Source organism: Gemmatimonadaceae bacterium, assembly GCA_037721215.1.
In the GTDB taxonomy this organism is placed as follows: domain Bacteria; phylum Gemmatimonadota; class Gemmatimonadetes; order Gemmatimonadales; family Gemmatimonadaceae; genus UBA4720.
The window spans coordinates 92,555-117,221 of the sequence record JBBJNV010000012.1 but is presented as its reverse complement, the minus strand read 5'-3'; the positions used below and the strand labels follow the sequence as shown (position 1 = coordinate 117,221).

Here is a 24,667-nt window from a genome sequence, read left to right as displayed (position 1 = left end):
GAGGGGTGCGAGCTTTATTCAGCCGATCCCTGGCAGGTGAGAGATAGCTATGCCGAGGCGGTGGGCTCTACCGCAACGGCAGCGCGAGCGTTCGTGGCGGGCTTCACCAGGCCGCCCGCCGACCACGCCCGCGTTGAGCGAGCTGCCGAGCTTCTCGAGATCGAGCGCGGCTCCCTCCGCATGTTCACGTCGTGCGCATGGTTTTTCGACGATCTCGCACGGATCGAGACAATTCAGGTTCTCCGGTACGCGGCCTTTGCGATCGAGCTGTCCGGTGACAGCGCGCGGCTCGAGGCGGGACTGCTGGCGCGCATCGGCGAAGCCATGAGCAACGATCCCGCCGAAGGAAACGGCCGCGATATCTGGCGCACGAAGGTGAAGCCGCGGCATCCGGCGGCTTCCGGCAAGGCATGACTCCACTTTCGAATTCGGCGGAGCGGACGAGCCTTGCGACGTCTTCTGTTATCACAACGAGCGCTGCCGCCGATCCGCTCCGGTTTGTGTTCGGTGTGCACCAGCATCAGCCTGTCGGCAATTTCGGATTTGTCTTCGAGGAGCACACTCGCGACGTCTATCGTCCGCTGCTCGAGGGCCTCGTGGAGCGCGAGTTTTTTCCGATCGTGATGCACCTGTCGGGCCCGTTGCTCGAGTGGCTGGAGTCGAGCCATAGCAGTTATCTGGATCTCGTCGGTGAGCTGGCCTCTGCCGGGAAGGTGGAGCTGCTGCTCTCGGGATACTACGAGCCGGTGCTTGCCGCGCTTCCCCGCGACGACCGGGTCGAACAGATCATCTGGATGCGCGAAGCACTTGCGTCGCGTTTCGGCGTTGACGCCACCGGCCTCTGGCTTACAGAGCGCGTGTGGGAGCCCGAGCTTGCTGCCGATCTTGCCGACGCAGGCGTGCGCTACGTGCTCGTTGACGATCGACATTTTCTGGTGAGCGGATTTCAGCGCGAGCAGCTTCACGTTCCCTGGCGCACGGAGAGCGATGGCAAGCGGGTCGACGTGTTCGCGATCGACGAGCGGCTGCGCTATCTGATTCCCTTCAGGCCTCCCTCGGAGATCGCGACGTACGTTCGCGATCTTCGTAATGCGGGCCACCGGCTTGCCGTCTTTGCCGACGACGGTGAGAAGTTCGGCGGCTGGCCGGGCACTCGCGAATGGGTGTATGAAAAGGGCTGGCTCCGGGAATTCCTGACGGTGATGGAGCAACTCACGGCGTCGGGTGAGATGGTGCTGAGTACGTGCAGCGATGCACTTCGCGCGCTGCGTCCCGGCGGTCTCGCGTATCTGCCCACCGCATCATACCGGGAGATGGAGGGATGGTCGCTGCCCGCGACGGCGGTTACCAGATTGGGCGCGCTGGAAACCGAATTGGGAGCGGAGCGCCTCTCCGGCCGCGACGGAGCGTTCGTACGCGGCGCGCACTGGCGGAACTTTCTCGTCAAGTATCCGGAGTCGAACCGCGCGCACAAGAAGATGATGGCGTTGTCCGCACTCTGTCGCCGGCGCGGTGACCCTGTCGAAGCGCGGCGTGCAATTGGACGTGCACAATGCAACGACGCTTCGTGGCATGGGGTGTTCGGCGGCCTCTATCTTCCGCATTTGCGCGAGGCCATCTGGCTGAATCTTGCGCGCGCAGAAGGCGAGCTGCGCACTGGCGAGGGTCTCACCGCGGAGATACTGGATTTCGACGCCGACGGCAGCGACGAAGTATGGGTGCATTCCTCGCACTTCTCGGCGATCGTATCCCCGGCCCGTGGTGGCGCAGTCGTCGAGTACACGATTTTCGAGGACGGCGTGAACTACGCTGATGTCCTCACGCGGCGCCGGGAGGCGTATCACGATGAGGCGCTCGCCGAGGCTGCGCGGATAGCGCGGGTTGCTGCGCAGGCTGCGGCACCCCGTGTCGCGTCGGAACCCGCCGGCGCAAAGGTCGCGGGGGCGACGGGTGCATCGCTCAAAGGAGATGTGCCACACGCTGATTCAGGCGGAATGGCGAGCATTCACGACCTCGAGCACGCAATGACGCTCGTCGAGCGACCCGCAATCGATCTCGACGACCGGGCGCTGTTTGTCGACCGCATGCTGAGTGCAAACCTGACAGCGGGCGAGCACGCGCGTGCATCCTATCTGCCGCTCGGGTCCTGGGCGCGGACGCCATTCGATTTTGAGGTAATCGAGACACCGGACACCGTAGAGATTGTCTGCGTCGGTCCCGGCATCGAAAAGCGGATTCGTTTTTCCGGGGATGGTTCGATCGACGTCTCGTGGCGCTGGGATGCATCGGCGTTCGAATCCGATGCTCTGTTTGCTTCGGAGATCTCGCTATTCCGTCCGCTCGAGATCGGCGCCACGCCGGCCGCGATGCGTTGGGAGGCGCCTGTCGAGACTGTCGCTAAATCCGAGAAGGGACTCGACCGAACCGTTCAGGGCCAGTCGGTCACTCTCTTATGGAATGCGTCCCTCGGAGCGGCGAGCCTTCGTGTTCGTCGGATTCGGTGACATCCGGCGGGCTCGATGATGTCCTCGGCGTCAATTCAGCGAGTTCATCGGCCGGTGAGAGTCCGAGGACTCCCGGCACAAGGAAGGGGAGCGCGTCACGGAACCGCCGCGCCCACGCGGATTCGTGGTGAGCTCCGATCTCCTCCTCCACCCACATGAGATCGTCTCCTTGGCGGTATCCCTTCGCTTCGAGAAGGTCACGCAGCCGCAGCGCTTTTGCGACGTGTCGCTCGCCTTCCTGGTCGCCGACGTCCAGGTAAAGCTTCCCCGGAGCGAAGGGGGCTTGCTCAATGAAGCCGAACGTAGCGGCTTCGGTCAGCCACAATGACGGACTGAGCACGCCCGCGAAGCCAAAAACATCGGCGTGCCGAAAGAACGCGTGGAGGCTGATCAGTCCCCCCATCGACGAGCCGACGATGCCGGTGTGCCGGCGGTCGGGCGCCGTCAGATATTGTTCGTCGATGAGCGGCTTGACTCTGTTGATGAGGAACTCGAGATAGAGGTCACCCCGTCCGCCGCCGAGCTCGGGGTGCTCGAAGGGGGAATATTCAGCAAGGCGATCGCGCCCCATGTTCGGAATCCCGACCACGATGGCATCGAGTCCGTCGAGGCTTACCTCGGCCATCGCGACATCGACGTTCCATGACCCGGCGAAGCTCGTGGCCGGATCGAACAGATTCTGGCCGTCGTGCATGTAGATCACCGGGTAACGGCGATCTCTTGCTGAGTATCCGCTAGGCAACGAAACGAGAAGGTCTCTCTCATTCTCGAGCTCGGGGCTGTACACGGCATCGATCCGCTCGATTGTACCGAATGGATTGTTTGATTGCCCGCGTCGGCGGCGCAGAAGATCAGCTATAGAATTCACGACTGCTCAGCCGGCGTATAGGTTCAGATCGGTAGCGACGGCATCGGCAATGTCCATCGTTGCCTGAAGGTCGGGGTGCCGTACACAGACATATCCGTCGGAAATGAGCGTCTGCACCCAGTTACGGCGGGGCGCGCCAATTGGCAGCAGGTCGACATGCACGATGTGCCGTCCATAACGCGCCCGAAGCTGCTCGAGACCTTCAATGTGCTGAATACGACCCGTACCCTGCGCCCGCTTGAAGACATTCACGGTGTTGTATTTTCGCTCGCCGGTGGCAGTGAAGCGGCCATGCACCTCCGCCTCCGCGTAACCGCGGAAGAGATCGATGTCCGAAACGAAGTTCATCAGGTCGACCGTACGGGCGCCGGCCGGGCGAGCCGCGATTTCCCCGAACACTACTTCTCCGTCAGACTTCCTGTACCACTCCATGTGCGTGAAGCCGGTCTTGAATTTCAGCGCTTCGAGTACTGCGCGCCCCATCTCGTTTCCCTCGGCGAGATTCGGTGCATCCGTCTCGCGAAGGCAGAGAGTCTGCGGGCTGATCCATTCCTCACTCCGTGCGATGAGCGGCCGCGGCCGATAGTAGCCAATATTCGAGTAGACGATTTTTCCGTCGATGCAGATCGTGTCGTAGGTGTATTCTTCGCCGTCTATGAACTCTTCGACGTTCACCTCTCCGATGTGTCCCATCTTCGCGATCGCGGCCTTCAGGTCGGCGGCGTTATTCACGCGGTAAGTATCCATCGAGCCGGCGCCGTCGATGGGCTTGATGATGACCGGATAGCCGATTTTTTTCACTGCAGCGCGCACGCCTTGAGCACTTTTTGCAGACCTGTGCTTCGGTGTACGGATTCCCGCGGCCGCGACCTTTTCCTTCATGAGGTCCTTGTTGCGGAAGGGGAGACATTCCTCGACCGTCATGCCGCCGGTGCCCAGCTCCTCACGGAGGCGGGCGGCGAGCAGAACACCCGGCTCCCAGAGACAAATCACCCTGTCGATTTTCCTGCCGGCTGCCCACTGCATTGCGGTTTTGACGACGCCATCTTCGTCCTGAAGACTGTCCACGCGCACGTAGGCAGCAAGATGCCGTTTCGTCATCGGCGGCACCTCGTGTTCGCTCTGATCGCCAATGCCGATCACCGCGGCGCCCTCCATCGCGAGCCCGCGAACGAAAAATGGCATCTCATCCGGATAGCCGGGCGCGATCATCATCACATTCATCGTTCACTCCGTTCTCTTAATTCGTAGAAAGACAGGCGCTTCATCCAATCTCGACTCTGACAACCGATATCAGCCGCTGCAGCGCCTGAGTGACCACCGCTGTTTCGGGATGGCGAAGAATAACGTATCCGTCCCCTTCGTAGCTCACCGATGGCGCCTGCCCGGCAGATGGCAGCTTCAGGTCGACGATCAGTGACCATGTCTCCCCGCCGATCTGGTCGAGACCATGCACCTGGCGGATCCTGCCGCTTCCCTGCCCGCGCAGGAAGGCAATGCCCGTAGCGTACTTTCGCACGGGAAGTTCGAAGGTGCCGAAGACCATCAGCTCCGCCCAAGCCCGGACGAAATGGATATCGTGAGCGCGGGAGTTCAACGTCGTGATCTGTGCACCGGGCGGGCGGGCGGCAACCTCCGAGATGGCGAGCGTTCCATCGCGCCGCCGGAACCATTCCATGTGGGTCAGGCCGGTGTCCATGCCCAGGACTTCGAGAGCGCGTGACCCCATCTCGCGGATGTCGTCGTACTGCGCGTCGTCGGCCTCGCGGGGGCAGACCACACACCACTGGATCCACGGATTGCGCACGACTTCCAGCGGCGTCGGGTAGTAGCGGGTGAGCGAATGCCAGACGGCGCGCCCGTCGATCGAGATGGTCTCCAGCGAGTACTCGTCGCCGGTGACGAATTCTTCGACCAAAGCCGCATGACCGGGACGTGGAGCTGCTGCCGCCAATGCCTCAAGCAAAGACAACTCGTCGTCGACGCGGAACGTCGCGATAGCGCCGGCGCCGGCGGGAGGCTTGATGACCAGCGGAAACCCCACCTCACGCGCGAACGCTAAAGCCTCCTCCACATTCTCCACGAGAGCGTGCTTCGCGCATGGCACACCAGCGGCGCGAAATGCATCCTTCATCTCGGCCTTGTCACGGAAGCGTCGTGCGACGCCCGCCCGCATTCCCCGGATGTTCAGCTTTTCGCGAACCTCTGCAAGCGGGACCTGCAACTGCTCGTACGCCCCAAAGAGGCGGTCGATGGGCCCCAGGCGGCGTGACAACTCCTCCGCCGCCCACGACAACTGACCCGAGTCGAGCACACTATCAACACGCCAGTGGCCGTGCACCATCGCGGCCACCTGCGGCGACATCTTTTCCGCAGGATCCTGAGTGATCACCCCGAGGCGGATATTCGGCAGGCTCCCCACCGCCTCGATCATCCGGGATGCATTATCGGACAGGATGGGCGCCACAAACACTACGATCGGCATCGGTGGGTTAATAACCGAGCTCGTCGATGAAGTGAGGCAGCATCTTGCGCCACCATGGCCAGTCGTGGTTCACGTCATGCCCCCATAGATCGAGCTTGTGCGGAATCCCTTTCCGGTTGAGAATCGCGGAAAGATTGCGCGACGCTGACGGAGCTTCATATGCTCCCTGACCCGTCGCGATCACAATGCGGGAGTGATTCCGGAGCGTGTTAAGCGGTCCGCCCGAGAGTCCCGGAAGATACCACGCCGGGTTATTGAAGAAGCAATTCTCGTCGGTGTAGCCGCGCAGGTAGGAAGGCCCGAGATCGTAAAAGCCACTCATTCCGATCAGCGTGTCGAAGAGGTCTGAACGACGGAAAAATGCGTTGGCGGCGTGAAATGCGCCGAAGCTCGCACCCGCGGTGGCGATGCGCTCCGAAGCGTTGCCCACCGCGGCGCGGATGTACGGGACGACTTCTTCCTCGACGTAGCCTGAATAGAGCGACTGCCGGCGCGCCTGCTCGCGTATCGGGAGTGAGCGATCCATCCATGCGTGCTGGTTGATACTGTCGATGGAGAACAGCCTGATCCGGCCCGCCATGATTGCCGGTTCCACCGCCTTGATGAGGAAGAAGCGCTCGTTTTCGAGGTAGTCGGCCGCTGCAGTCGGAAAGAGCAGGATTGGCCGGCCGCGAGTGCCGTACGTGACAATCGGCATCTGCAGGCCCAGCCTGGGGCTCCGCCATCCGTCGAGGCGGCGCGGGAGACGATCGTCTACAAATTTCAGGCGGCTCTCCTGTTCCGGGCGATCCTCAGTTTGCTGAGCCGCCTGATGCCCTCACCAGCCTCGGCCGCCCGCTGGCGCGTTGCGGCCGCGCTTCTCCGCGCCACGCTGTCGAAGCTTCGATGAACTCGTCGAAGAGACTCCGCATTATCGGGTCGGAGTCTGCAAGATCCTCCGGATGCCACTGCACGCCGAACACGAAGTCGCCTCCCGTGGACTCGACCCCCTCGATGAGCCCGTCAGGCGCAAAGGCGTTCGCAACGAGGGTCGGTGCCAGCCGCTTGATGCCCTGATGGTGCATGCTGTTGACGAGGACGGTATTCGCGCCAACCATGCGGCTCAGGCGCGTGTCCGCCACGACATTCACAGGATGCACAAGGTCCTGCCGTGTGTGCTCGCCCGCCTTGGGGAAATAGTCGTGCCTGATCGCCCCCGGATACTCCGAGCCGATGTCCTGATAGAGCGTCCCGCCGGCGGCAACATTCAGCAGCTGAACCCCGCGGCATACAGCGAGAATTGGCTTCCGGTCCTGCACTGCCCATTCCGCGATCATGATTTCCGTACGGTCGCGATCCGGGTCGACGCGGCCGCAGGCGCTCGACCGGGTCTCGTGGTACGAATCCGGATCGATATCGACCCCGCCCGGAAGGAACACTCCGTCGAGCCGGTCGTAGATTTCACGCAACGTCGCTTCGTCGTCGAGGAGCGGGATTATCCAGGGCACCGCACCCGACGCGGTGAGCGTGCGCACGTACCGCTGACTCATGATCCAGCAGCGCGGAAGCTCGTCCGGTATCTCCTCGAGCGTCTGCGTCGTAACGCCGATGACAGGCCTTGCGCCGGTCATGTAGTACCCGCACCCGGCGTCATGACGCCCTCGGCGGTTTCTGCGATGATCTGATCAACGACACTCTTCAAATCTCCCGTACGCTTGAACGTTGCGAGCTGCCGGTCGGCGCTCGACCCTTCATCGATAATCCTGTAGGCGTATTCGATCTCCTTCCGCGTGCCCAGCTCATCCATCACGTCGCCAAGGAACCATTCGATGAGTTCCCGGATGAGCACCGGAGCGGGAAGCTCCTGCTTCTTCCCGAAATCTATGAGCTTTCCCTTCAAACCCCATCGGACAGCGCGCCATTTGTTCTCTTCGATGAGCTCCGACCGATACACCCGGAAAGCAAGATTGTCGCATCTCAGCTTCCACATTTTTGCGACCACTGCCTGAAGAATGGCGGCGACGCAAATCGCCTCGTCCACGCGCGTGCAGACGTCGCAGTTCCGGAACTCCAGCGTTGGGTACTTGTAGTGCGGTCGCACATCCCACCAGAGCTTTGACGCGTCAGGGATGCTCTTCGTCCGCACGAGCATGTCCACCAGCTCCAGATAATCCGCGTTGCTTGAAAACACCCGCGGCACGCCACTCCGCGGGAAGTTCTTGAAGATGATGCTCCGGTAGGATCTCAATCCCGTATTCCGCCCCATCCAGAATGGCGAGCTCGTGGACAGGCAGAGGATATGGGGGAGGACGTACCGCGCCGCGTTCAGACAGTCGATGCGGAACTCGGGATCCTCGATACCGATGTGGACGTGGGTACCGAATATCAGAAGGCGGTCTGCCAGTTCCTGCAGCTCCTCCTTCACGCCGAGGTAGCGCTCGAGCGGCGTTGTGTTCTGTTGCTGCCAGGATGAGATCGGATGCGTGCCTGCGGCGGCGATGGTGAGCCCGTGGGTTGCCGTCGTCTCGATGATCGCGCGGCGCAGTTTCACCAGCTCTTCTCGTGCTTCCTGGATCGTGTTGCAGACTCGCGTGCCGACCTCAACCTGGCATTGGTGCAACTCCGGCTTGACGTCGCGCAGCAGCGGCAGGTCGGACTTCATGATCTTGTCGATTCCGCTCTGAAGCTCCCTGGTCTCGGGATTGATGATCTGATACTCCTCTTCAATCCCGACGGTTAGTGAGGGAGCCACCATGTCGGATTTTTTCATCGCTTCTCCAGCAGGAAAGTCGGCACGTTGGAGCCGCCGCCGGCGGTGACGTTCAGCAGCTCGTCGGTGGAAATGCGCGTGAGACAACCTTCCACGAAGCGGCCCTGTGACACGTAGGGCGCAGTATCGAGCGAGCGATCGTGGATGTCCAGTTTCCCGTCGACCCAGGAAGGAAACGGCTCCTCCGGAATCGCCACCCGCTGCTGCACGATGTACGGCGCGTCGAGCGCTACACGGATGGCGTCCTCCCATTTTTCACTGCTAACGGTCCATCCAAGAACGATCCCGCGACCACCGTAGTCGTCGTTCGGCTTGAGGACCAGCTGGTCGCGGTTATCCGACATCCACGGCAGCAGATCGATCCGACTGCCCTCCATCTCCGTCTCCCGCTCGGCGACAACACGCGTCCACGGGACATGCATCGCGACCGCGCGCCGCTCGGCCTCGGTGAAAAGGCCCGCGTTGCGCTCGTCGCCGACGACGGCGAGGCTCGCCTTCTTGTGCAGCAGCTTGCAACGGAACGGATTCACCATGCAAACGGCACCCTCCCGCACCGCGCGCACTACGTCGTGCCCGAGGCCGCACTTCTCCACCAGTTCATCGATAAGGACGCGCTTGTAGATGAGCGTGACGTGCATGTCACCGGCCAGCAGCTTTCCGTTCCGGTATTCCATCTCGCGCGGATCGACGATCACGCATTCGAGTCCGTTGCGCTGAAAGAAGTCCTGGAAGAGCATGAATTCGCTTCGCGTCGGAACGTCGGACCAATCGACGATCGCGATCCTGGGAGCCACGCGCGAGCCGCTCCATTGCCGGTGCGCGTCGAGCAACGCGTGTCCCACCCCTGGAGCTGCCGGGAGCGGCCAGCAGTTGTAGTCGCGCCTGAAGTCCGCCATCACTGGTAGCGAAAGAAAGAGCTCGGTGAGCGCATCGGAGTACCCCGCGCCAGCCGGCGTCTCGGCGTTGTACTCAGTGAACTTGAGCCCCGACCCATCGGGCCCCTCGGCGAAGAATGCATCGAGGCGGGATGTGGGGCTGGCGTCGCTGTAGCCGGGATCGTCGTGAATGAGTGTCTCTTCCCAGTCCAGCAGGCCGAACTGAACGCGGATCTCCTGATCGGCCATTGCTGCCACACGCGCCGTCTCGAGCGCCGACAGTACCAGCGCCGACCGATCGGCAATCAGCCGGTATTGCGCAGGCGTAAGAAATCGGGGACGGAGCACGGAGCAGAGCGGGCGACCGCCAAACTCGAGGCCCCTCGCGCGCAACTGCTCCTTGAACCACTCGTGCGAATCTGCGGCGACCTGCGGTGTGAGCAGGTCGTGATAGCGGTCGATCGCAGACTTCACCCCGGCACCGTCGCGAACTTTGCCGGTTGTGGTGACGTACGAGGCGCCTGTGCCATGCGGATGGCCATGTCGGCCATGTGCTTCACAGTCCAGTCGAAAAACGGCTGCGTCAGCGAGTTGATATCCATGTCCGGCGCCGGGTTCATGAAGTCGATTGCATACGGCACGCCGTCGCGCACCGCGAACTCGACACTGTTCATGTCGTAATCGAGCGCGCGAACCAGCGTCAGCGCATCGTCGACGATCCGCTGTTTGAGCGCGGGTGACAGGTAGCTCTCGTCCTCGATATAACGGCGCGCCTTGGGATCGTATTGCATGGGGAGCACGTCCTGCTGTCCGAGGCAGAGGCAGCGGATGTACTTGTCCCACTCGATGAATTCCTGGAGCACCATCGTGAGGAGACCGCTGTTGTTGTAGTCGCGCATCACCTCATCGAGGGAGTGGCAGATGTAGACATCGCGCCATCCACCGCCGTGCGCGTCCTTGAGCACGCAGGGCAGTCCGACGTACTCAATCGCGCCCTCCCAGTCCATGGGAAATTTCAGATTCCGCAGGCTCTCGGAATGTGAGATGCTGGGGATGTAATCCCGGTTGGGGAGCACGACAGTCTTCGGGCTCGCCACGCCGAGCACTGTCGCCAGTGAAGCGTCGAAGAATTTGTCGTCGGCCGACCACATGAACGGATTGTTCACCACCTTCGTGCCCAGGAGGGACGCGTGCTTGAGATACGCCCGGTAGAAGCCGACTTCGTGCGAGATGCGATCGATGATCACCGCATATTCGCCGGGCTCGCCCATTCGCGTGATGTCCAGAGACACATACTCGGCGACCACTCCCGCCTGGCGGCGGTTCACCTCTTCGATGAATGCCGGGGGAAAGGACCATTCGCGTCCGACGAGGAGGCCGATTTTCTGTTCCATTGTTGAGCGCTCGTTAAGGGGCCTGAACAACATAACGCAGGCTCTCAGTCCTGCACGGCCGGCGAGGATCGGGCAGTCGTGACGATGGCGACTGCGCTGACGATGATTGTGGCCGCGATTATCGTTCGAACCGACAGATCTTCACCCGCGAACGCCCAACCCAGAAAAACCGCGACCACTGGGTTTACATAGGCGTGAGTCGCGACCCGGGCCGGCGTCGCCACCTTGAGCAGCCACATATACGCTGAATAACCGATCAGCGATCCAATAAATATCAGATACACAAGCGCCATCAGGGATCTGGCCGAGACTGCCGCGGCATCGAATCGCATGGGCTCCCTTATAATTATTCCGACAAGGGACAACAAGGCTCCGCCGCATAACATCTGCATGCCGGTTCCCAGGTTGGAGGAACGCGGCATCACGGCATGTCGCGAGAAAATCGATCCAGTGGCCCATGAAATGGACGTGAGCAGCAGCACGAATACGGCGCCCGGCCGGATGCCTTTGCTCGCTGCCCTACCGACTGGGACAGCGCCCGGGTCCATGACGGCGGGACCAATCAGCACCGCCACGCCGATGAGGCCAACGAGGAGTCCAACGAGCACACCGCGACTGGGACGAACTCCGTTCGGGCGGGCCCAGTCGACGAGAACGAGCCACGGAATCGCGACGAGCAGCGCCGCAATGCCCGATGGAATGAACTGCACGGCCCAGCTCACGCCCCCATTGCCGCCCAGGAGAAGAAAGGCACCAACGATCGCAGCATTGCGCCAGTGGAGCCGGGTCGGCCGCTCCCCGTCGCGGAACCATGACCAGCAGAAGAGGATACTTCCTGCGATCAGAAACCGGACACCCGACGTCAGAAAAGGTGGCATCGTCTCGACGACCAGCCGGATGCCAAGATACGTCGAGCCCCATATGACATAAATCGCGGCAAATGCCGCGATGATTTTGCTCCGTGGTGGGACGCTGTCGTTCACGTTTCCTTTCCGAATGTTCTTCCCGACGATGAGGGGAAGAAATATCCCGCGTTTACATCGGTGCGCCACGCCGAGGAAAAAAATGATTGTCCACGTGATCGACGGCACCTACGAGCTCTTCCGCCACTTCTACGGCCAGCGCCGCTTCAATAAAGGCAGGGACAAGCCCTTCGGCGCGGTCGCCGGGGTGTTGCATTCGGTGCTGGAGATGATTGAAACAGGCGCCACTCACGTCGGCGTCGCCACCGACCATGTGATCGAATCCTTCCGCAATGAGCTTTGGCCCGACTACAAGACGGGAGACGGTATCGAGCCCACGCTGCGCGCGCAGTTTCAGCCGCTCGAGGAGGCGCTCGTTGCGATGGGAGTCGTGGTCTGGCCAATGGTCGAGCTCGAGGCAGATGACGCGCTTGCCTCTGCGGCGCACCTCGCCGCGGCGGATCCGCGTGTCGAGAAGATCTGCATCTGGGCGAACGACAAGGACCTCGCGCAATGCGTGCGTGGCGATTTCGTGGTGCAGATAGACCGGCGCGGAAAGCAGATCCGGAGTGCCGAAGGTGTGCGTTTGAAGTTCGGCGTTGAGCCGGCGCTTATTCCCGATTTTCTCGCGTTGGTCGGCGACGCGCAGGACGGCTACCCGGGCATTCGCGGAGTCGGTCGCGTCACAGCCGCAAACCTCCTCAACACGCACGGGCCAATCGAACTCTTTCCCGCAGGCATTCTTGGCGCAGACCGCGACCGGGCGATGTTGTTCAAGACGCTCGCGACACTGAGAACCGATGCGCCTCTCTTCGCACATGTCGACCAGCTCGAATGGTGCGGTCCGACCGACAGCTTTGAGGGATGGACAGAACAGATCGGGGACACGCGTCTGTTGGCGCGTTGTCTTCAGGCGGGGGACGGCCAGGCACGGAATACGTCGAGCCAATGATGTAGACGCGCAGCGAAAACTTTACTCCGGCGCGGGACGCCGTCGCTCACGTTTCTTGTCTGATTGTTTCCTCTTCACGGTGAGACGCGCTTGATTGGCGCTGCGTGGCGGCTTTGTGGCTCTCCTGCGCTTCGGTACAGTGAGGCCACGTTTCACCATGTCGATCAGCCGCGCCTCCGCGTGTTCACGATTGCGGAGCTGGCTGCGCGTGTCGCTGGCGACGACGCGGATCGCACCTTCGAGAGAGACACGGGACGCCAGGCGGGCGGTGAGCACCTGACGCTGCTCGTCGGTGAGCGATGGCGACAACGCGACATTCCAGGTGATCTCCACCCGAGACGACGTCTTGTTCACATGCTGTCCGCCGGCCCCCGATGAGCGGGATGTCTTTACTTCGAGCTCCGAGCGCGGAATGGAGAGCTGATCGTCAACGACGATTACGTTCCGGGATGGACGGTGTAGCGGGGCATCGCCTGCCGCGCCAGTCTCGTCGCCTATCGCCACCGGAACAGTTTGAGGGCAGCCACGAACCCGATCACCATCCACGCAGTGATGATGGCAAGCTCCCCACCCACGCTCGCCAGACTTGCACCTTCGAGCATGTTTGCCCGCAACGCATCGTTCACCGCGGTGAGCGGCAATGCCTGAATCAGAGGCTGAAAGACACCCGGAAAATTGCTCGACGCGAAGAACACGCCGGAAAAGATCCACATCGGGAGCATCACGAAGTTGGTGAGTCCCGACACTCCCTCAACGGTAGTTGCCCGCGACGAGATGAGTAGCCCGAGCCCGCCAAACGCAAACGCTGACAACAGGCAGATCACCGCAAGGCCGGCAACCGAGCCGCGAAGCGGAACGCCAAATACAAATACTCCAACCCCGACGAGGGTCACGACCTCGAGCACGAGGAATACGAGCCGCGACAGGAGGAACGACAGCAGGTACTCGATTCTCGACATCGGTGTCGCCATGAATCGTTTCAACAGCTTCTTGCCGCGCGCATCCACGATCGAAAACGCGAGTCCCCAGATTCCGCTTCCCATGAGATTCATGCCCAGCAGGCCGGGCACCACGAAGTCGATGTACCGCGAGCCTGCCTCCGTAATCCTTCGCTCGGAAACGGCGACAAGGTCGGCCCGGCCCGCCGCAACCTGAATCGCCCGGTCCGCGACGAGGCGTGCACTGCCCGATTCCTCGCGAAGAGGGTCGTAGTCGTAGCGCACCGATCCATCCGCACCGGGAACTATCAGCAGCGCAACTTTTGCCGTGCGCAAAGCGCGGACCGCCGCAGTGTCACTCAGAAGTTCGATGGTGAGTGACGAATCCTTCTGAAGCGAGCTGACGATCGCCGCCGCCGCCGGACCGTTGTTTACGACTGCGACCCGTGGCCGCTCCGGCGCGCGGGCGCGGAACGCCACCCCCAGTCCGACCGCAAGCAGAATCGGGAATCCAAAAGTCCAGAACACCGCTTCGGGCTGCCGAACGAATTCCCTGAACCGCACGAGCGTAAGCTGAACCAGCGATCGATCGATGAATCCACGGGACCGTCTGGTCACACCTTCCCGCGGCGAAACAGCTACGGTTACATCACTCATCGCGGAGTGTTCTCCCCGTCAGAACGACAAATACATCCTCGAGCGTCGCCGTGCTCGCCCTCGGCGGCGGAGGCGGCAGGGACGCACCGATGGAGTCGATCAGCTCCTGCGGGGTTCCAAGCGCAATGACCCGCCCGTGGTCGACGATAGCAACGCGGTCGCAGAGTCGCTCGGCCTCATCCATATAATGAGTAGTGAGAACGATTGTGCCGCCCGACGTCCGGAAGTCCTCGATGAGTGTCCACAGTTGCCGGCGGGACTGGGGATCGAGGCCGGTTGTCGGCTCATCGAGAAACAACAGGTCTGGGTTGCCGACCAGCGCACACGCCACCGCCAGCCGCTGCTTCTGCCCACCGGATAACGTCCCGATGCGCGCGTCCCGCTTCTCGCCGAGCTGGACCGCCTCGATGACGTCGGATACTTCGCGCCCGCGATCGTAGAAGCTGCGAAAAAGTCTGAGCGTCTCGCTCACCGAAAGCTTGTCGGACAGCTGGGTTTCCTGTAGCTGAATGCCGAGCCGCTCACGCAAGTCGGCGGAGTCGTTTTCCCAGGTCATGCCGAGCACTTCGAGATCGCCCGAGTCCCGCTCCAGCAGTCCCTCGCAGATTTCGATCGTAGTGGTCTTCCCCGCTCCGTTCGGTCCCAGCAGGCCGAAGCATTCGCCGGTCATGACGTCGAGCTCGAGACCGTCGACGGCTACAACGTCGCTGTATGCCCTGCGCAGCCCGCGCACCACCAGAGCGTGGGGAGGGGGAGGTGTCACCATTGCGGGAAAAATTGTGTCATATAATAAGGTCAGCCGCGGGGCGGGTGCTGCGGCTGAAACAATACTAAACCGTTGTCGTAGCATCATATGGCATTTGCGGCGCCCGGGGCACTGGTAGTGCCTTGGGCTCACGCATCCAATCCGAGGGAGAAGCTATGCGGTTGATTCGTTCATCGATACTCGTTGCGCTCGTGGTGCTGCCGTTTTTCGCCGCTTCCGCTGACGCGCAGATCAGGCGCCGACCGCGGGTGCGCGATGTCGGACCGTCCAGATTCACCCTTGTCGGTGACCTGCTCGCCGCTCAGCCAAAGGGCGAGCTGGCGAGTCAGATCGACGAGGGTTACGGTGCGAATGTAGCCGGCCTTTTCCGCCTCGACCGCGAGGGGATTTTCAGCATCCGCGCCGACCTCGGCGGCATGCAGTACGGAAGCGAGACGCTCTACGCTCCATATCTGCCGATAACCGGGCGCGTCTCGCTCGATATCGAGACTACCAACATGGTTGGCTGGGGCAGTATCGGCCCGCAAATCACTGTGCCGGTGGGGCCGATTCAGCCCTACGTTCACGCCGCGATCGGGGTGGCGAGTTTCGTGACGTCGACGTCGTTGCGGGGCTCGGACAGTGAGTACGATTACGCGAGCTCCGACAACGCGAGCGACGCAACGACGGCGTACATCCTCGGTGGCGGCCTTTACGTTCCTTTCGGACAGTCGAGATCGTGGAAGCTTCACGGAGGCGGACGGTACTTCAGAGGCGGCGAGGCGACGTATCTGCGCGAAGGTGATATCCGCGACAATCCCGACGGATCGATCACGCTATCCCCGCGGACGAGCAAGACCGACATGGTGACGTGGCAGCTGGGAGTGTCCTACACTTTCCCCCGCGAGCGTCACCGCGGTCGCGGCTGGTAAATCATGTACGCCTTGTTGACTGTTCTCGTTCTCGCGCAGTCCAGTATAGGTATCCAGGTAGGGAAGTCTCCGACAAAACGCATCGATGTCGATTCCGTCAGGACAATTGCCCGCGACGATTCGATCCGCATCTACCGGGAAAACCGGCGCGACTCGATGCGGGTGGTCAACAAGGCGAAGGATTCGGCGCGGATCGAGTCGAGGAGGGCAAAGCGGACTGCGGTGACGCCGGCGCTGGTGGCGTCGGCGTTTCGTGATTCCCGCGCTGGTGCACTGCTTGCGGCGGCGCGCACCTCGCGCCTGGAACAGGATTCCGCGCTCCGGGGCTACGATGCAACGTCCTACGAGCGGCTCTCCGTTGGAATAGGGCTCAAGCGCATCAGTCGCGAGCGGCTGCTGATGCGCACCGAGAGAGTCGGCCGGGTCACGTGGCAGCGAGGCGGTCCCGCGCTCGTGCAGATCCTTGGCAAACGTCACGTGATGCCAATGCTCGAAGGAGCAGGCGACGCCGAGTTCGACAGTTACGACATTCCGATTCCCTACTATCCGGGACGCGAGACACTCTGGGTCGGGTCGGGGATCGCCAAATCCGACATCAACGAGAGCGAGATTATCCATCCGCTCGCGCGTGGTGCGGAAGCGTACTACACCTACGCGACAGGCGATTCGGTGAGCTTTCAGCTTCCCGGCAGCCGCCGCATAGAGCTGCGGGAACTTGTCGTGCGTCCGCGCGCCCCAGCCTGGAACGTCGCGCTGGGATCACTCTGGTTCGAAGTCTCGAGCGCGCGGTTGGTTCGCGCTGTCTATCGCCTCGCAGAGCCGATGGATATATGGAAGATCGCCAATGAAGAAGAAGATGAAGACGACAAGCCGCCCAAGTGGGTTACAGCGGCGATAACTCCGCTCACCGCGCAGGTTAACGCAATCACCGTCGAGTACGGACTCCACGAAGGGCGGTTCTGGCTGCCAAGGCTGCAAGGCGTCGAGGGAAGTGCGCAGGCTGGGTTCATGCGGGTGCCGTTCAAGATCGAGCAGAGCTTCAAGTACGCGAGCGTGAATGGCACAAGCATGGGCCCGCTGGTGCAGATCGCTGTCGGCGATACGGCGCAGGACTCGGTGTCGCGATCGCGCCGCGCCGTAATTCGTCGCAATGAATGCAAGGCAGGTGGTGAGCGCACCCGCACAATGTCGCGGCACGAGGGACAGTTGCAGATCATCAGCAGGCTGTCTTGCGATACGGTCGCGCTTGCAAATGCACCCGAGCTGCCCAAGTCGATCTATGACGACGGCGAGGAAGTTTTCGGAGCGAAGGAGCGCGACGCTCTGATCGACGCGGCGTTGTCGCTTGGCGCACAGCCGGGGTTCGTTCCTCAGAAACCTGTGATCACCTACGGACTCGGGTTGACCCGATACAACCGGATCGAAGCACTGTCCACAGGCATAGCAGTGAGGCAAAGCCTGGGCGGAGGTTATACCGCGCGGGCAATGGCGCGAATCGGCATCGCAGACTGGTCGCCGAACGGGGAGCTGGGCCTCTCCCGCACCGATGGTCGCCGTACGATTGGCGTGGGCCTGTACCGCCGACTATCGTCGGCAAATGACTGGGCAGACCCTTTCAGCTTTGGGAGTTCGCTGTCGGCATTGCTGTTTGGCCGCGATGAAGGTTTCTATTTCCGGTCGTTCGGTCTCGAGCTGGCCGGCACAGCTGATGACTCGGCGACTGGATCATGGCGGGTATTTGCGGAGCGTCACGGCGACGCGAAGAAAAAGACGAACTTCTCACTTGCCCGCAGCATCGGCGGCGGTGACTTTCGCGACAACATCGACGTGGAGAACGGCAACGTTCTTGGACTTGCACTCGAGCGGCATGGGTCGCGCGGACTCGACCCGCGTGGCTTGCGATTATTTGGGAGTCTGCGCGCGGAGGCGGCAGCGGGAGACTTCGATTATTCGAGAGCGATGTTCGACGCGACGATATCGCACGGACTTGGTCCCCGGCTGAGCGGCGCGTTCACGCTGAGCGCGGGCACCTCCGGCGGCGCAGTACCCTCACAACGGCTATGGTATCTCGGCGGAACGCAGACTGTGCGCGGCCAGCGTCCTGGCGCATCAACTGGCGATGCGTTCTGGATGACAAGAGTCGAGCTCGGCACCAGCTTCGTGGGTGCGCGGCCGGTAGTGTTTGGAGACTTGGGCTGGGCAGGCAGTCGGAAGGATTTCGATTCGCCAGGCCGTCCGATAAGTGGCGCGGGTGTCGGCGCATCGTTCCTCGACGGCCTAGTCCGGTTTGATGTCGCACGCGGGATTTATCCCGAGAAAAAAGTGAGGGCGAACCTGTACGTCGAGGCGCGGTTCTAGCGGACCGCTTCCGGCGTGCAAAGAGGGCGCGCTAACTTGTCTTCGGCGTCGGGCGGGTCATTCCGGCGTTCACGAGCATCGTGAATTCCTCAATCCGCGAGTCCCTTTCAGTGGCAGGCAAACCCTATATTCTCGCGCAGACCACATGGAAAACTGTGCGCGACACGCCGTATGAAGTCGCTGTCCTGCCTTGGGGTGCGACCGAGGCGCACAACTACCATCTGCCTTACGGTACCGACAATGTCGAAGCCGCGTATGTCGCAGGAGAAGCAGCGCGGCACGCATGGGATGCAGGTACGAAGGTCATCGTACTTCCGGTGGTGCCGTTTGGTGTAAACACCGGTCAGCTGGACATCAAGCTGTGTCTCAACATGAATCCGAGTACGCAGGCTGCGCTGCTCGCCGACATAGCGCATTCGCTCGAGAAGCAGGGCATCAGAAAGCTCGTCATCGTGAACAGTCACGGCGGCAATGACTTCCGGCAGATGATTCGCGAGCTTCAGCCTGCATGCAGTGTGTTCATCTGTACCGTGAACTGGTGGAACTGCATCGATCCGAAGTCGTATTTCGCCGAGCCCGGCGACCATGCGGGAGAGCTTGAAACGAGCGTGATGATGTCTATCAGTCCGGAAACCTTGCTGCCGATATCCGAGGCCGGGGATGGGCACGCGAGGAAGTTCAAGGTCAGTGGCCTGCGTGACGGATGGGCATGGGCACCTCGGCAGTGGACCAGCGTTTCCGACGACACGGGGACAGGCAATCCCGCCCGGGCAACGGCAGAGAATGGCGCGCTGTTTCTCGATGGGGTCACTCGGCGGATCGGGGGTCTGCTTACAGAACTCGCAGCGGCGGATCTGGCCGCGATGTACGAGTAGCGCTCATAAGCGACAATGCCCGGCGACAATGAGCCTTGAAATGAAACGGTGATGTTCGCCGGGGATGCGATCATTACAATCGCGGATGTCCACTTGCGGCTCTGCCTGCCGAGGATTCAGACTATGGGAATGGCGCTCGACGTTCCGCGGTTCACGATTGACATGCTCGACGATTTTCCTGACGACGGCAACCGGTACGAGTTGCTCGAAGGGATATTGCTCGTGACTCCGGCGCCGTCGAACATGCATCAAGTGGTGGCGACGCGACTGGTGTATATGCTGATGGATGCGCTGGACGGAGGCCGTTTGGCGCAGGTAGTGGCGGTCGGAGCTATCCAGCGTGGAAAGACCACTCAGCTTCAACCGGACATTCTCGTTTCGCCGGCATCATTTCCCCCGGGAACACACTGGGGGGATATCAGTGGCTGGTGGCTTGCGGTCGAAGTGATAAGCCCATCATCCCGCATATACGACCGCGAAGTGAAGCGAGCTGCATATCTGGCACTCGGCGTTGAGGAATACTGGCTGGTGGACCCGCGCAACCGCTCCGTCGAGGTGTGGAAGCGGGGTCAGGCCCAGGGCCTGAGTGCGGAACAAAGCCTGACATGGCGCCCGAGCGGTCTGACGTCAGAGATCGTGATAGACCTGGGCGAAATATTCCGGGACATTGATGGTGACGACTACGGCACCTGAGCGATGGCGGAACCGATCATCGCTGCCTCCAGCTCCCGCTCCCTCAGATTGAACGTGTATCCGGTTCCAATCATTCCCACCCTGAGCGCGCTCAATGTGAGCTGGCGGCCTTTCGTCACCTCCTCGGCATTGTCGTACTTCACGGTGCGTCCGTCGACAAATGTCACACCGCCTCGCCCGACGATCTTCCCGACTTCACCCCTGACGATCATTGCGGTGTCTTCGTCGATGCCCAGCCCCATGATGTCCGGGTAACCAGCGATGGCGACGAACAATCTGTACAGCCGCCGCCGCTGAGAAAAATGCGTGTCGATGATCGTCTTGAAGTCGAGTAATCCGAGCCCGGGTCCGATGTATTGCTCGACGAGATTGCCGTCTTCATCAACCTCATTGCCGGCGAGCGTCAATTCCGTGAGCGCTGCAGCTCCGGCGCTGGTACCGCAGACGGTGCCGCCATTCACGTAATGGTCCCATATGGCATCGCCAACCGGTGTACCGCTGAGCGTGCTGATGAGCTTGATCTGGCTTCCGCCGCCGAGGAATATCCCTTTTGAATCTTTTATGAGCTGAACCGTCCGCGCGTTCGCCGCGTCCTGTCGGCTTTCGATGATAGGAAAAACCGCATCGCCGGCTTTGGCACTTCGCAAATCCTTCTTCCAGTGCCTGGCGCTGCCTCTTACATCACTCGACGCCGAAGTGATGGCGACGATCGGACCTTTTTCGTTCGATTCCGCGGCCAGCTGTATAAACGAGCCGAGTGCGTCGCCATCGGGCGTACATGCACCACCGATGAGTACCAGTGTGCCCGCCCGTTCGATAACCGGCTTGCCGTCGATCGCGGCGAGCGTCTCTGCCGCGGTGTTTTTCGACGGCGGTATCGGGCGGATTGAATCAGTCGGAATCGGAATACCTATGTTGCTGCCGCGGCTGCGGCAGGCTGTGGGTGGAGCTCATCCAGCGTGAATGCGGCAAGCGCACCTGCCACTTGTGCCGCCAGGGGAGCATCATCCCGCACAGTTCCAATCTCGGTAACGCGACCGCGAGTCTCATGCACTATTCGGCCTCCCTCGACAAGAGCAACCGCACGCGCCACGCGCTTGTCGCGCTGCGTTACGTCGGCGTTAATCGCGAAGATCGCAACACAGCACCCTGCCTTGCGCACCATGTCCTGAACTTCCCACTCCTTGGCTGGGACAATTACGACTCCTCCGGGATGGACAGCATCCGCGACCGTTGCGACGAGCCGCTGGGCGCGCTCTTCCTCGCGGTAACGCTCGGGTACATCGGTGAGCACCGCGTCGAGCACTATTGCGATATCCGACCTGGAATACGGAAGCCCCGCCTGAAGCAGGTACGCCGGCGAAACATCGAGAATCAGTTCATCACTGCCGAAACCACGACGCACTATCTCGTCGCGTGTGGCCGCTCTGTCCGACCCGCCTGTAATTCCGCATAACACATGCTGGTGCAACAACGGAACATCGGGCTTCGACGCGAGCGACTGCAGCTCCGCGACCGCGTGAGCCACGCCGTGCAACGTTCCCGCAAATGCCTGTTGCACTGTTTCGAGGGCGAGTGCCGCGGCGCGCAGTCCCACCGGCTCGTGCATGTGCTCGAACACGAGTGTGTACTCGTCGGGATTGTCACCACCCCGTGTGCGTCCGAATCCCACGTCGTGGCCGATCATCGATTGCAGCTCGAGCGCTACATGCTCCACGATATGCGCGGCGTACGTGCCCCGATGGAGGCGCGTGATAAAGCCTCCCCGCTCGCCGATACTGCATCGATGCTCCTCGAGACCCGGCATGGCCGCCACCAGTGTTTCGGTAAACCCGGGAACATCGGCCGATGAAATATCTTCGTACGCCCCGACGGCGAGATCCATCCGCATCACCGGGTGCCGCGACCAGAAATTCGCGCCACGCGTGGAATGAAGCGTGATCATGCGAATTTCGGCTTCCGGATCCGGATTGTCCATCAATTACAGGGCGGTATGCTCTGCGGAAAGTGCGCGAATCTGGTCGAGCACTGCTGGGACGTTATCGGCGAGCACGAAAACAAGATCGCCCTCTTTCATCATATCGAGTGCCCGCTTGAGACTCTCCGCTTCCTCGTAAATGATTTCCATTTGATCCTCGTGCATCCCGGCTTCGCGCAGCCCCTCGATAATGAGCCTCGCAGTGTCGCCGGTCTCCCGGCCACGGCGGTACTTGTCCTCGCGAACGATGACGTAATCGAGACTCGCTGACAGGCGTCCGACATTTCGAAGATCCTCGTCGCGCCGGTCGCCGGGGGCGGTGAGAATCCCAATGCGACGGGTAGCGTCGATCCCGTGCACAAACTCCATCAGGCCGGCGATTGCCGCAGCGTTGTGAGCGTAGTCCACCAGCACGCGTCCCACACCAAACCGCATCAGGTTCAGCCGGCCCGGCGTCAGCGACGGTGAAGGGAAGAACGACAACAGTCCGGCCCGGATATCGTCATACCGCATACCCTGCACGTACGCCGTAGCGATCGCGGCGAGAATGTTCTCGCGCTGGAAACGCGCGGCCCCGCCCATCATCAACGGAACATCGCGCACGGGAGCGATAGGAATGCGCAACCGCCCGCGGCGAATGACGAAAGTGTCTTTCTCGATCCGCGCGCCGATGCCGTTGCGTGAGAGGTGCAGCTCGAACTCGTCACTCTCGCCTTCAGGCCTTGTCGAGAAAAGAACGATATCGGCCATTGTCCGGTCGCGCATCGCGTACACCAGTGGATCGTCGGCATTGAGCACTGCGTGGCCTTCACGCTTTACCACCGCCGGTATCACACTCTTGACGTCGGCAAGCTGCTCGACAGTGTGAATTCCCCGCAGCCCCAGGTGATCGGCGCTGACATTGAGGACTACCCCAACATCCGCCTCATCGAATCCAAGGCCGGCGCGCAGAATACCTCCGCGCGCGGTTTCAAGTACCGCAATGTCGACGGTGGGATTCGACAGGATGATGTTCGCCGAGAACGGGCCTGTCATATCGCCTTCGATGACGAGTCGGCTGCCGAGATAGGTGCCGTCGGTGGTAGTGAAGCCGACGACGTTCTCACTCACGCGGAAGAGATGCGCGATGAGACGTGTCGTCGTCGTCTTGCCGTTCGTTCCGGTTACAGCGATCACAGGAATGGTCGCTTCGACTCCTGGCGGGTACAGCATGTCGATGATAGGCGCAGCGACGTTCCTCGGATGTCCTTCGGCAGGATGGGTATGCATCCTGATGCCGGGGCCGGCATTCACTTCGATGATGACGCTTCGGTTTTCACGGAAGGGCACAGAAATATCCGGCGTCAGAATATCGATGCCGGCGATATCGAGGCCGATCACGCCCGCGGCCATCTCGCACGCTGTGATGTTGTCGGGGTGCATCTCATCGGTGCGATCGATCGACGTGCCGCCGGTGGAAAGATTGGCGGTGGCACGTAACGGCACGAACTGACCGTCATCCGGTACCGTCTCAAGCGTTCGGCCAGCGAGTGCCAGATGCTCGATCGTCGTCACGTCGTTTGGAAGGCGCGTCAGCATTCTCGTATGCCCGATTCCGCGACGCGGGTCACGGTTGCCCTCCTCGATCAGCTCGTTCACAGTCCGCTTTCCGTCGCCGACAACATGCGCAGCTACGCGCTCAGCTGCCGCTACGACTTTCCCATTCACCACCAGGACCCGGTGATCGTTGCCCTCGGCGAATTGTTCAACGACAATGCGGCCGCCATAGGCTGCTGACCTGTCCCACGATGCGCGCAGCTCGCCGGCATCGCCTATTCGCCCGGATATTCCGCGACCGTGATTCGCCGCAATCGGCTTGAGGATAACCGGGTAGCCGATCTCGGCGGCAACATCAAGTGCGCCGTCGAGGGTGCGTGCTACGTCGCCTTTCGGCACCGGCAGTCCGATGTTTTCGAGGACGCGCTTCGTGTCGTCCTTATCCTGCGCTATTTCCACACCGATGGCGCTTGTGGAATCGGAAAGGGTCGCCTGAATGCGGTGCAGGTTTCGTCCGAGGCCGAGTTGCACCAGCGAGTACTTGTTGAGCCGGCGGACGGGAATGCCCCGTCGTCGTGCTTCCTCGACAATCGAATTCGTTGAAGGACCGAGCCGGGATGATTCATAGAGCGACAACAGCGAGTTGACTGTCGCGTCGATGTCGATTTCCTCGCCGGCAATACACGCGCGGACAATCCTCACGGCGTCGCGCATTGCGCGCAGGCCGGTCTCTTCTTCCTCGTACGCAATGATCAGCCACCAGACTCCCTCGTCACCCGATGCCACCACACGGCCGAAGCTGACGTCGTGGCCGATGAGCGATTGTAGCTCAAGGGCGATGTGCTCGAGTATGTGAGGGATGTGTGTTCCCTCATGCAGTCGCTCGATGAAACCACCGCGCTTGCCACGGGTGCACTTGTGCGATTCGAGCGAAGGAAGAATGGAAATCAGCTGTGCAGCGAAACCGGGGATGTCAGCCGAGGTGACTTTCTCGAGTGATCCGAGGCGAATATCACAGGCAATGACGGGCGCGAGGCGCCAGTAGTTCGGGCCGCGGAGCGCTCGCAGGCGGGTGACCTGCAATGCATCAGGGTCGAGACCGACGGAATCGGGCGTCACGGGTTCGTGAGCTACAGGGGGTTCCATTTCCGGGGAAGCCAGGTGCT

Annotated in this window: 21 protein-coding genes and 1 pseudogene; 7 read left to right on the top strand and 15 right to left on the bottom strand. The window is 61.5% G+C overall.

Annotated features, from left to right (window positions below):
- Positions 1–414, top strand: a 414-nt coding sequence (locus tag WKF55_08430; protein ID MEJ7759606.1) for a DUF3536 domain-containing protein, incomplete at its 5' end; no start/stop codon positions are given.
- Entirely contained in the window at positions 411–2,504 is a 2,094-nt protein-coding gene (locus WKF55_08425; GenBank protein MEJ7759605.1) for an alpha-amylase/4-alpha-glucanotransferase domain-containing protein, read from the top strand. The genes WKF55_08430 and WKF55_08425, both read left to right, overlap by 4 nt.
- On the opposite strand, the gene WKF55_08420 is transcribed toward WKF55_08425, so the two are convergent.
- The 9 genes from WKF55_08420 to WKF55_08380 form a co-directional block, all read right to left on the bottom strand.
- A complete protein-coding gene (locus WKF55_08420; GenBank protein ID MEJ7759604.1) occupies positions 2,443–3,372 on the bottom strand; it encodes an alpha/beta hydrolase-fold protein in 930 nt (309 codons plus the stop codon). The two genes, WKF55_08425 and WKF55_08420, sit on opposite strands and share 62 nt — an antisense overlap.
- 6 nt (positions 3,373–3,378) lie before the next feature.
- Positions 3,379–4,596, bottom strand: coding sequence for an ATP-grasp domain-containing protein (locus WKF55_08415; protein ID MEJ7759603.1), 1,218 nt, complete (start codon positions 4,594–4,596; stop codon positions 3,379–3,381).
- Positions 4,597–4,636: 40 nt separating this feature from the next.
- The gene (locus tag WKF55_08410; protein ID MEJ7759602.1) at positions 4,637–5,857 is read right to left on the bottom strand and encodes an ATP-grasp domain-containing protein; all 1,221 of its coding nucleotides are present in this window, start codon (positions 5,855–5,857) and stop codon (positions 4,637–4,639) included.
- 7 nt (positions 5,858–5,864) lie between these two features.
- A complete protein-coding gene (locus WKF55_08405) occupies positions 5,865–6,554 on the bottom strand; it encodes an alpha/beta hydrolase-fold protein (protein ID MEJ7759601.1) in 690 nt (229 codons plus the stop codon).
- Between the two features lie 94 nt (positions 6,555–6,648).
- On the bottom strand, positions 6,649–7,467 hold the full coding sequence (locus tag WKF55_08400; protein ID MEJ7759600.1) for a gamma-glutamyl-gamma-aminobutyrate hydrolase family protein: 819 nt from the start codon (positions 7,465–7,467) through the stop codon (positions 6,649–6,651).
- On the bottom strand, positions 7,464–8,606 hold the full coding sequence (locus tag WKF55_08395; protein ID MEJ7759599.1) for a carboxylate-amine ligase: 1,143 nt from the start codon (positions 8,604–8,606) through the stop codon (positions 7,464–7,466). Before WKF55_08395 ends, WKF55_08400 begins: the two co-directional genes overlap by 4 nt.
- A complete protein-coding gene (locus WKF55_08390) occupies positions 8,603–9,955 on the bottom strand; it encodes a hypothetical protein (protein MEJ7759598.1) in 1,353 nt (450 codons plus the stop codon). The genes WKF55_08395 and WKF55_08390 overlap by 4 nt, the downstream gene beginning before the upstream one ends.
- Complete coding sequence (locus tag WKF55_08385) at positions 9,952–10,875, bottom strand: hypothetical protein (protein MEJ7759597.1); 924 nt, start codon at positions 10,873–10,875, stop codon at positions 9,952–9,954. The genes WKF55_08390 and WKF55_08385 overlap by 4 nt, the downstream gene beginning before the upstream one ends.
- Before the next feature lie 44 nt (positions 10,876–10,919).
- Positions 10,920–11,927, bottom strand: a complete 1,008-nt coding sequence (locus WKF55_08380) for an EamA family transporter (GenBank protein ID MEJ7759596.1) — start codon at positions 11,925–11,927, stop codon at positions 10,920–10,922.
- A 13-nt stretch (positions 11,928–11,940) separates the two neighbouring features.
- On the opposite strand from WKF55_08380, the gene WKF55_08375 reads away from it, so the two are divergent.
- Positions 11,941–12,789 carry a 5'-3' exonuclease H3TH domain-containing protein gene (locus WKF55_08375; protein MEJ7759595.1) on the top strand — a complete coding sequence of 283 codons (849 nt, stop codon included), beginning with the start codon at positions 11,941–11,943 and terminating at the stop codon, positions 12,787–12,789.
- 21 nt (positions 12,790–12,810) lie between these two features.
- Here the strand turns inward: WKF55_08375 and arfB are convergent.
- The 3 genes and pseudogenes from arfB to WKF55_08360 all read right to left on the bottom strand — a co-directional run bounded on the left by arfB (position 12,811) and on the right by WKF55_08360 (position 15,150).
- A pseudogene (gene arfB / locus WKF55_08370) lies at positions 12,811–13,218 on the bottom strand (alternative ribosome rescue aminoacyl-tRNA hydrolase ArfB).
- Positions 13,219–13,283: 65 nt separating this feature from the next.
- A complete protein-coding gene (locus WKF55_08365) occupies positions 13,284–14,384 on the bottom strand; it encodes an ABC transporter permease (protein MEJ7759594.1) in 1,101 nt (366 codons plus the stop codon).
- Positions 14,377–15,150, bottom strand: a complete 774-nt coding sequence (locus WKF55_08360) for an ABC transporter ATP-binding protein (GenBank protein MEJ7759593.1) — start codon at positions 15,148–15,150, stop codon at positions 14,377–14,379. The genes WKF55_08365 and WKF55_08360 overlap by 8 nt, the downstream gene beginning before the upstream one ends.
- Positions 15,151–15,305: 155 nt before the next feature.
- Here WKF55_08360 and WKF55_08355 point away from each other — a divergent pair, with 155 nt between their 5' ends.
- From WKF55_08355 to WKF55_08340, 4 genes are all read left to right on the top strand, one after another.
- Positions 15,306–16,061 (top strand): hypothetical protein, encoded by a 756-nt coding sequence (locus WKF55_08355; GenBank protein ID MEJ7759592.1) that lies wholly within the window; start codon positions 15,306–15,308, stop codon positions 16,059–16,061.
- 3 nt (positions 16,062–16,064) lie between these two features.
- Positions 16,065–18,419 (top strand): ShlB/FhaC/HecB family hemolysin secretion/activation protein, encoded by a 2,355-nt coding sequence (locus tag WKF55_08350; GenBank protein MEJ7759591.1) that lies wholly within the window; start codon positions 16,065–16,067, stop codon positions 18,417–18,419.
- A gap of 80 nt (positions 18,420–18,499) precedes the next feature.
- Positions 18,500–19,294, top strand: coding sequence for a creatininase family protein (locus WKF55_08345; protein MEJ7759590.1), 795 nt, complete (start codon positions 18,500–18,502; stop codon positions 19,292–19,294).
- A 123-nt stretch (positions 19,295–19,417) separates the two neighbouring features.
- Positions 19,418–19,987, top strand: a complete 570-nt coding sequence (locus WKF55_08340; GenBank protein MEJ7759589.1) for a Uma2 family endonuclease — start codon at positions 19,418–19,420, stop codon at positions 19,985–19,987.
- On the opposite strand, the gene WKF55_08335 is transcribed toward WKF55_08340, so the two are convergent.
- The 3 genes from WKF55_08335 to cphA all read right to left on the bottom strand — a co-directional run bounded on the left by WKF55_08335 (position 19,975) and on the right by cphA (position 24,647).
- Entirely contained in the window at positions 19,975–20,778 is an 804-nt protein-coding gene (locus tag WKF55_08335; GenBank protein ID MEJ7759588.1) for a cyanophycinase, read from the bottom strand. The two genes, WKF55_08340 and WKF55_08335, sit on opposite strands and share 13 nt — an antisense overlap.
- Positions 20,779–20,897: 119 nt before the next feature.
- The gene (locus tag WKF55_08330) at positions 20,898–21,965 is read right to left on the bottom strand and encodes a hypothetical protein (protein ID MEJ7759587.1); all 1,068 of its coding nucleotides are present in this window, start codon (positions 21,963–21,965) and stop codon (positions 20,898–20,900) included.
- Positions 21,966–21,968: 3 nt separating this feature from the next.
- The gene (gene cphA / locus WKF55_08325) at positions 21,969–24,647 is read right to left on the bottom strand and encodes a cyanophycin synthetase (protein ID MEJ7759586.1); all 2,679 of its coding nucleotides are present in this window, start codon (positions 24,645–24,647) and stop codon (positions 21,969–21,971) included.
- Positions 24,648–24,667: the final 20 nt, after the last annotated feature.